We start from the raw sequence: 8,263 nt of genomic DNA, 5'->3' as shown, positions 1-8,263 counted from the left end.
TGGGTCATATTCTTCAACCGTTCCGAGTGCCGGTGATTGCCCGTTCCATCCGCCAATCGCGTAAATTTTACCGGCGACGACGCAGGTTACAACACCGGCGCGTGCTGCTGGTAGACTCGCTTTCTGATCCCATTTATCCACACCCGGGTCATAAGCATTAACAAAGTCAACGGGTTCAGCAAGCATTCCGCCGATAGTGTAAAGCTGACCACCAACGGTAGTTACGGAGAAAAAGAGCCTTGGAATCGGCATGTCCGATTTTTGTGCCCAGTTTTCGGCAGTGGCATTGTATATCAAGGTGAAGGTGAATAGAATAGTGAACAGCCCACAACATTTAGAAAATGAAAATCTGTTTGATTTGATTGTAAACTTTTTTCTCATTAAAACCTCAAAAGTGACGAGTTCCTGAGCGGAACTCCTTTGTTAAAGTTCGGTCGGTGTAATGTCCGCTGAGTGCATTTTGTGTGTGCATAATGGATACCGTAATTGTTGGAAACGGGCACTCCTAAGAGACTCCTTTACCGGTTCCACCAATACGTCATTTTCCCCAAAACTGCCCAACCGAGAAGTTTCACACCGCCATCACGAGTGTCGTAACTCTGGTCGAAAACGAGGTAAATATCGCTGCCGGGGCGGTAGATGTAGTTCACCAAAAAGTTAGCGGAGAGGATGTCCCTATCGGTACTCCATTGTGAGAACAACTTCGCGAAGAGTATTGTCGAAAAGGAATAGCCGACACGTCCGCCGAAAGCGTTGGCATCGAATTCTTCACCCAGTAGTGTAATACGGTTAAATTCGATAAACGGTTCTATACTCAGCCGAGCCGTCGGTCGTGCGATTGCATCTATTAAGAAACCGCGCCGCGTTCCACTATAAAACTCACCGAATTCCACTTGCAACTGGGCGGCAATCATACGACTGCTGCTGGTCCGACCCGATACCTGAAATGATGTAAAATTGTAATCACCTTCTGGAATTTCTTGTCCTTGAAGGTTAAACCCTACATCTAAATTTTCAATTGTATTCTTGACTTGGAATCCGATGTCATCCCCTGTTTCAAAATCAAATTCCGTATCGAAGGTTATTTCTTGGGTTTCCAATTCGTTCTCTTGCGTCAGAACGAGATCGATCTCCGGTCCAATTTGTATCTCGCGAATGCCAAACGCGTCGGGCCACGGGGTATAACTGCCTGCCCCACGAAAACGCCGGACATCTGTGCGTTGAATGTACCCGACTTCGGGATTAAAGTCCTCGCCAATGTCTGTATATGAAGCGTCGAGTCGAAAAAGATTCGTCCGCCAATCACCACCAATAAAGAATGCATTGCTATTTCGAGCAAAATCTACTTCAAAATCTTCAAGGGTCCGTGAAAACAACCCTTGGATATTGATTTCTCGCGTCGGACGATAGGAAAAATCAAAACCTGCTGTGCTGTTGGATGTATCAGCATCTTGCTTATTAATAAGGATTCCGCCTACAGTTGACCCCTTTAAAATGTCTCGATTCACCCGCGCGACTGAATAATTTGTGCGCGGCTCACTGAATATGTTCTCAGGAGAGACTCCGGGCACATCCTTTTCATATTTGTCCGTGAATACGTTCAGAACCCCTATGCCGTAAGGTCCAATTTTTCCGGTCATTTTGCCACCGCCCAGAATCGGAATCGCACGTCCTCCCGCAAGCCCGATACGACGGCTATAAAAAAGCAGTAAAGGGGGTGGTCTTCGGAAACTCGGACGTGGGATCCCCACATCGAAGATGCTGGCACCTTCTAAGAAAAACGGACGCTGTTCAGGGAAAAAGAGACTAAAACGCGTCAGGTTCACCTGTTCCTGATCTGCCTCTACTTGGGCGAAGTCAGTGTTAAAGGTCAAATCAGCAGTTAGGTTCGGGGTTACGCCGTATTTGAGATCCACACCGGCTTCAAATACGCCTTCAGTTTCCTCTGTTGATGATCCATAACTCGCACCGGGTAATACATACGGCAGCAATTCCAGATGCCTTGATGGCGTAATCCCCTCTAAGCCTTCGAGTGTACCGAAATACGCTGTTCGGTACTTCGCTAATCCTCCGTAGGTCTTCGGTGCTTCATTCCATGCGTCAATCTCCTGCTTTCGCGCGATTTCGCGACCGAAATTTACGCCCCAGTTCATCACGTCGCTTTGCTCGAAGCGGAGTTGGCTGAACGGAATTGCGATTTCTACTGTCCAATTGTCTTCGTTGATCCTGCAGCGGCACTCCCAAACAATATCCCAGCTTGTGTTGAGACTCCCACCGCTGTTGGAGACCGCAGTATCTTCCATTCCACCTACCGGAGTGAAGCGAAAGAAAACGGCATTCCGTCGGTCGTTGTAGGTATCTAATAGCAAAAAGCCGTAATCGTTGGAGCGCAAGCCTGGAGAGTCCCGACGCATGTCGTTAGCGACAATCTTGTCCATCTCATCGTAAAAAATAAAGCCGAAGTACAACTTTTTGTCATCGTAAAGAATGCGGACTTCGGACTGTTCTGTTGCCGGTTCGCCTTGGTCAGGTTGGATTTGGTAGAGTTGACGGATCGGCTCTACGCTTTGCCAAACGGGTTCGTCCAGCACCCCATCGACATTGATTTCCTCAGAAGTCCGGTGTGCTGACATACGTGGTAACTCCCGTTCAGTTTGCGCGTTGACACTGATAGAAATACATAGCACACACATCCACAGTAAGAGAGATAGTTTGATGTTCTGCATATATCGGCGCAACTGAAAGTCAATAGTGATATGTTTCATTACAGGTTGGTGCCTCCTTGTTGAGCTGCTATATAAAAGGTGGGGTTATAGAGTGAAATCCGAAATACGTGAACACCTTAAGAAGATAATTCACTATGCCCTTTCCGGGAACAGGTGGGAACCCTCTCGACTTATCAGGGCATGGAACAGAAGTTGCCGCAGTCTCGTGTGTTTCAATGACTATGTATCTTACTATATGTAAGCCGTATTGTCAATACTGTCCTCGGACATCAGCAGCGATAAATACTAACCTCCATCCCATCACGTCTTCCAGGTCGGTGCCGACTCTCAAACCAGTATGTTTCGGAGTCGTAGTGTGAACGGACATGTTCTAAATAATCAGCCATTTGCTCCGCTCTACCGACGTTATCAGCGACGAGCGTTGCTGGAGTGGTGAGCCGAGACTGAATCGCTTGGAAGCAGGCGAAATAGCCGTCTTTATTGTTATCAAGAAACAGAAAATCAACAGGTTCTTGGAGGGTTTTGAGGACTTCTGCGGCATCTCCGATACGTGAATCAACAAGGTCAGAAACACCTGCTCTTTCAAAATTTGCGCGCGCCCGTTGCGCATTGGCATCCTCTATTTCCACTGTTATCAAGCGTCCTGTGCCTAAGGTTTTTAGCACACGTAGAATCCATAACCCGGAATAACCGATGGCAGTGCCGCATTCTACAATCAGAGACGGTTTTGCCTTTTCAACGCAACTTGCAAGCAATTTTGCCTTGTCGGGTCCCAACATTGGGACCCGTTCTTCTCGACACTGTTCTTCGACTTCCGCTAAAACTTCGTCAAACATTATGGAGTCTCCTTATTTTTTCCGTCTTGTAGATTAACCATGTGATAATCGAACAACTGAAGCATTGTTTTGTGATGATCGGCGGAAGCGTAGTGTGCCAAGAGCGTCTTGGGACCCTGATTCAAGGCGAAAATACCGTAGTCCTTTCCGTTGGGGGATCGGGTAATAGAGTGGATGTGGTCCAAGCCAGCGCGGGATCCACCGTCATCTCGACTGCGACGGTCTCCTTGATCGCGTCCGCCTCTACCGCCGCGTCCGCGTCCTGTGCCGACTCCACCTTCGTTATTGAATTCAATCCAGACAGCCGGGTTAAAAACACGACAGTAAATCTGATCGTTGATAGTCGTGCCACCGATCCAGACGAAATAAGTATCGGCGAGTCCGGCATCAATATCCGCCATCCAGACATCCGCAAATTCGGTTTCCAGATTGTAGACGTACGTCTTAATCAGGTTCCGTAGGTTCTCTTTTTGAGTAGCGTTCATCTCCGATGCTTTCAGACCGACACCAACGAAATCGGAATAATCGTAATTCAAGAAAGGGTCTGTTGATCTACCGGGTCCGACTTGGAGTCTACGACGACCCGTTTGAATCGCTTTCTCTCTTTGGTTGGCATCAAGACTGTTCATTAAGGCAAAAGCGTTGCCTCTTTCGTCCGCAAGCACTTCAATGCCGTTGATGGTCGCAGGTTCGGATCCGATGAAGGCGGGGACAATAGAGACTTCATCGCCATGAACTAAGAAGTTGAGTGCCAAGTGATGTCCGTCCAACTGGAAGCCCCACGATCCGTCTGTTTCTGGATTTCCAAATAAGGCAATATGGTAATCATTCGGATCCCAGAAACCCGGTCTGATTTTACTGAGATGCGTCTCAACATCTTTTGTGATGAGAGAGACTTTGGTATAACCGTCGTCACTCAAAAATGCGTCCAGGACTTTATAGAAGAGGGTCAGTTGTTCAGCGGACAGGCTCCCAAAAGGGATACCACCGCGATTGCCGCCCATACTTGGCGGGGTATTCGTCCATGAGTAGGATTCTTTGTGTCCAAGTGGGAAGGAGGCTGCAGCAAGGAGTTCACTACTTAGTGCTGCGCGGAAACTGTTCATAACGGTCGTTAAAGCTACGATTGAGGGTTTAGTGGAAATTTCAGCGATCCCTTCTGTTTTTTCTGCTTCAACGTTTGCGGCATCTAAAATGTTGAGTGTAAAAGCCACCATGCAAGATGTGAATACTATAATGAATGTAATTATAATTTTACGTAGCATGTAAATCCTTTCATGTTTTTATTATACTGCTTTGGTTTTTGTGGTATAGTAGCAGTATTGGATTGAAGGGACGCACCGAATTGCATCAGTCGCGTCCCTCAATTTGATACAAAGGGGAATTCGTGGGTTGGGAATCCCGTGTATTCCCCGTTTCGTTTCTCAATTATTCAAGCGACAATTTCACTTCGATCTGCTCACCATTTCGCAGTAATTTTATGGGTAAAGTCTTCGCTTGTGGTTTGTCCTGCAGCACGTATCCGATAATACCACTTTCTGTCAACCGCTCGGTCCGCTCTCCGTAAGCGATGACAATGTCGCCGCGTCGGATGCCTGCCTTTTGCGCATTAGTCTGCTCGCTTGACCTGCGTCCACCGCGACTCACAGTCTCGACGTTCAGTGCCATTTCCGTTTCGCCAATACTGTTACGTTGGCGCTGAGTATCCGATAGGTCTTTAAGCACCATCCCACCGAGTGCAACGAGCCGTAGTTCGCCTGTTGTCGTGCGCCATGAGATGTCGCTTCCTTTCCGCCAACCCGGGTTGAGCGTGAGCATAAGGTTAATCTCTTTACCATGCCGATCGACTGTTGCTGGCAATGTTGTGTTTTCCGGTGTGCGGTGTAACACCCACTGCACGTCAGCAATTGAGATAATCGGCTGTCCATCGAGGGTCAAGATTTCGTCTGCGCGTCGGAAACCGTCTTTCTCAGCAGAGGAACCCGACACCACCTTACTAATCTTTGCGCGATGCTTCGGTGAAAAATGCAATCCCAAAACATCTGGCATTGGAAACGGATACAGGATTTCGTCTGGAATTGGCTTCCGGTCATACCAGTGGATCTCCCGCTGCGCCTCACCAATCTGGTGACAGTGGATGCATTGCTGGTTAATCCGACTATCAAAATCCAAGGTTGCCGAATAACGTAACAGCGCAGGGAATCCCTCTGGTGTTTTCTTTATTGACGCAGGTCCGGTCTTGGCAGCTAAAACTGCCTTATTAGTCGGGTATCCCTCGTGTAATGCCAAAGCGGCTTCAAGTGCTTATTTGAAGCCTTCAATTGAAATGTCTTTCGCCGCATTTTCGTATTCAGCACGTGTGCCGAAACGTCCGTAGATGGTTTTATCGGCATTCATGAAAAATACCGCGAAGGTGAGATCATAATCAAATTGGAACAGCGATAAGTCCATACCATTACCTTGGACAATACGGACACGCACGAATTGTTCCATTAAATCTTTAATCTCTTTATCGTGACGAACAACCTGTTCGTCGAAGCCTTGGCAGGACTCTCACGGCACTCAGCGGAAGACGATGAGCAGCGGTTGTCCTGTCTTTTCTGCTTCAGCAAATCCTTTGTCAATGTCATTGTAGATCCAGTAGCCGGTTGACTTCACCGCTACCTGATCTTCGGCAACCTCTTCGTCACCGTGGCCGAAGCAGAGCGATGCGGCTAATAGTAGTATTCCGAGGATTATTCCCAGAACCCGAAATTTCATCAGAAGTATTCTCCTTTCAATTATTTCTAAAAATTAACATTTCCAAGGTCAAAGTGTATCTCTATCCTTGAAAGTTAGTGTTCCCGATGATTAAAGTGGGAACTTCTCATTAATCAGCATAAGCGGCTTATGATTTGTGAACACTCGATAGGTGCGACTGATAAACTTTTCACCTTCAAGATGTGCCACCGCCGACGGTGGATCGGTTAGTACCTCAATACCGCACCAGAGCAGCTCACGCCGAGTCTCTAAACCACTACGCCGCAAAAGTCCACCGAGCCCCTGTTTGTCGGATTCTAATCCATCCAAAATTGACTCAGGCAAACGTCGCGACACAATGAGGGAGTCCGCATACGTATGTATTATTGGTAATGATTCTTCCTGTGAGTGGGTTTGGAGAACTACTTGCCGTGAGATGATCTCTGCTCCGGCAGGCAGCTGGAGCCATGTGTTTTCAGCAGATAGGGTCTGTTTTGTTTGCTGGAGTAAGGCTACCTCTACTTGCATGAGCGTATACGCTTCAATTAATTGCGTAACCGTTCCATCGGCGACGAGCAACCCGCGCTGGAAGGGTGTCAGTCGTGCAAGGTTGATTCTTTTTAACGTTGCAGGTTTATCGTCTTGCGCGACAAAAAGTGCTTTCATGCGGGTATTAACGAAGGTGCCCAGTCGTGTCGTTGTGTCTGTTTTCATGGTCGAAATTCTCTTTCTTTGCGGAGGAACCACGTTCACGCAAAGGCGCCGTGGATGTTTAGGTTTGTTGTTCGATTTAGACATGTAAACCTGAAAAAAGTTCGTGAATATGCGTTTGACATACCGATCGTAATGGCGTATACTATGGATAAAACCACATCTCAGCAAGATGAACGTTATGATGCCTAATGATGTTTACGTCCGAAAAGTGAAAGTTTTAAACAAGTCTATATCTCTTTTCTTAATCAGTGCCTCTTTACTTTTCAGCGGTTTCACGGCAATCGCAGAGGAACTTCCGTTATCCCTCGGCGAACATCTCGCCGCGCAAGGCAACTACGATGCTGCTATCACCGAATATAAGCGTTTCCTCTTCTTTCATCCAGATGATGCGCGTGTTGGTAAAGTATATTACAACATCGGACTCGCCTATAGAGCGCAAGGGGTGTGGGCAGAAGCAGTCACTTCCTTGCGAGCAGCTACACATCTCACGATAGATGCCGAAACAAAATCGGCATACCAACTCGAACTCGCCGTAACGCTGATTGCCGCGCAGGACTACGATCTCGCTCGATTGGAATTGATTAAGGTGACCATGCGAACCCCCTCCGCTCATCTGTATCGGCGCGCGCTCTTCTTGCAAGCCGTTGCATATATCTATCAGTTTCGGTGGGAGGATGCCCGCGAATCACTGCGAAACTATACGACCGATGAAAGACTTGAGGTATTACTTGATGCAGCGGCTGATATGCCACTGAAATCTGTGAAGTTTGCAGAGGTGTTGTCGACAATTTTTCCCGGTGCAGGGCAGGTCTATGTAGGAGATTGGACAGATGGGTTAAATGCACTTCTGCTGAACGGCGCGCTCGGTTTTGTCGCTGTTGATGCGGTATTAGATGGACATTATGTAGACGCGGCTTTGTTTGGAGTATTCATTTTCTGGCGTTACTACCGAGGGAACACCTTTCGTGCAGGGCAAGCGGTTGAGCGATTCAACCAACAGGAATCTCGCAGAGCCGCTGATGCAATCTTGCAGCGACTCCAAGAAATTGTTGGTACACCTTAATCAGCTATCAGAGTGCAGCATTGAAAGTTATTTCAAATTCCAAACTTACTTGACCGAATCCGAACCGCAAGAAAAATTAAAAACGTGTTCTGTAGATTTCCTAAGATTATGCTCCCTCTCGGTCAAGAAACCTGTCTGAGTAAAATAAGCGAAGCATTTAGCACGTAATGTAATGGAGTGCGGAT

9 protein-coding genes are annotated in these 8,263 nt (G+C 47.5%); 1 reads left to right on the top strand and 8 read right to left on the bottom strand.

Annotated elements, in window-relative coordinates; all coding sequences use genetic code 11:
• The 8 genes from J4G07_04935 to J4G07_04900 form a co-directional block, all read right to left on the bottom strand.
• Nucleotides 1-381 (bottom strand): hypothetical protein (locus J4G07_04935; GenBank protein MCE2413326.1); only part of this gene is annotated, 381 nt, incomplete at its 3' end.
• A gap of 137 nt (nt 382-518) precedes the next feature.
• On the bottom strand, nt 519-2,726 hold the full coding sequence (locus J4G07_04930) for a carbohydrate binding family 9 domain-containing protein (GenBank protein ID MCE2413325.1): 2,208 nt from the start codon (nt 2,724-2,726) through the stop codon (nt 519-521).
• 269 nt (nt 2,727-2,995) lie between these two features.
• The gene (locus tag J4G07_04925; protein ID MCE2413324.1) at nt 2,996-3,562 is read right to left on the bottom strand and encodes a class I SAM-dependent methyltransferase; all 567 of its coding nucleotides are present in this window, start codon (nt 3,560-3,562) and stop codon (nt 2,996-2,998) included.
• The gene (locus tag J4G07_04920) at nt 3,562-4,827 is read right to left on the bottom strand and encodes a DUF3500 domain-containing protein (GenBank protein MCE2413323.1); all 1,266 of its coding nucleotides are present in this window, start codon (nt 4,825-4,827) and stop codon (nt 3,562-3,564) included. The genes J4G07_04925 and J4G07_04920 overlap by 1 nt, the downstream gene beginning before the upstream one ends.
• Nucleotides 4,828-4,990: 163 nt before the next feature.
• On the bottom strand, nt 4,991-5,851 hold the full coding sequence (locus tag J4G07_04915) for a PDZ domain-containing protein (protein MCE2413322.1): 861 nt from the start codon (nt 5,849-5,851) through the stop codon (nt 4,991-4,993).
• 15 nt (nt 5,852-5,866) lie between these two features.
• Nucleotides 5,867-6,055 carry a hypothetical protein gene (locus J4G07_04910; protein ID MCE2413321.1) on the bottom strand — a complete coding sequence of 63 codons (189 nt, stop codon included), beginning with the start codon at nt 6,053-6,055 and terminating at the stop codon, nt 5,867-5,869.
• Between the two features lie 69 nt (nt 6,056-6,124).
• Nucleotides 6,125-6,322, bottom strand: coding sequence for a hypothetical protein (locus J4G07_04905; GenBank protein MCE2413320.1), 198 nt, complete (start codon nt 6,320-6,322; stop codon nt 6,125-6,127).
• Between the two features lie 90 nt (nt 6,323-6,412).
• Entirely contained in the window at nt 6,413-7,015 is a 603-nt protein-coding gene (locus tag J4G07_04900; GenBank protein ID MCE2413319.1) for a DUF98 domain-containing protein, read from the bottom strand.
• A gap of 178 nt (nt 7,016-7,193) precedes the next feature.
• On the opposite strand from J4G07_04900, the gene J4G07_04895 reads away from it, so the two are divergent.
• Entirely contained in the window at nt 7,194-8,078 is an 885-nt protein-coding gene (locus J4G07_04895) for a tetratricopeptide repeat protein (protein ID MCE2413318.1), read from the top strand.
• Nucleotides 8,079-8,263: the final 185 nt, after the last annotated feature.

The sequence above is a fragment of the Candidatus Poribacteria bacterium genome (assembly GCA_021295715.1).
Lineage (GTDB): Bacteria > Poribacteria > WGA-4E > WGA-4E > WGA-3G > WGA-3G.
Note: the sequence above shows the minus strand (reverse complement) of the source record. Positions and strands in the feature narration are given on the sequence as shown.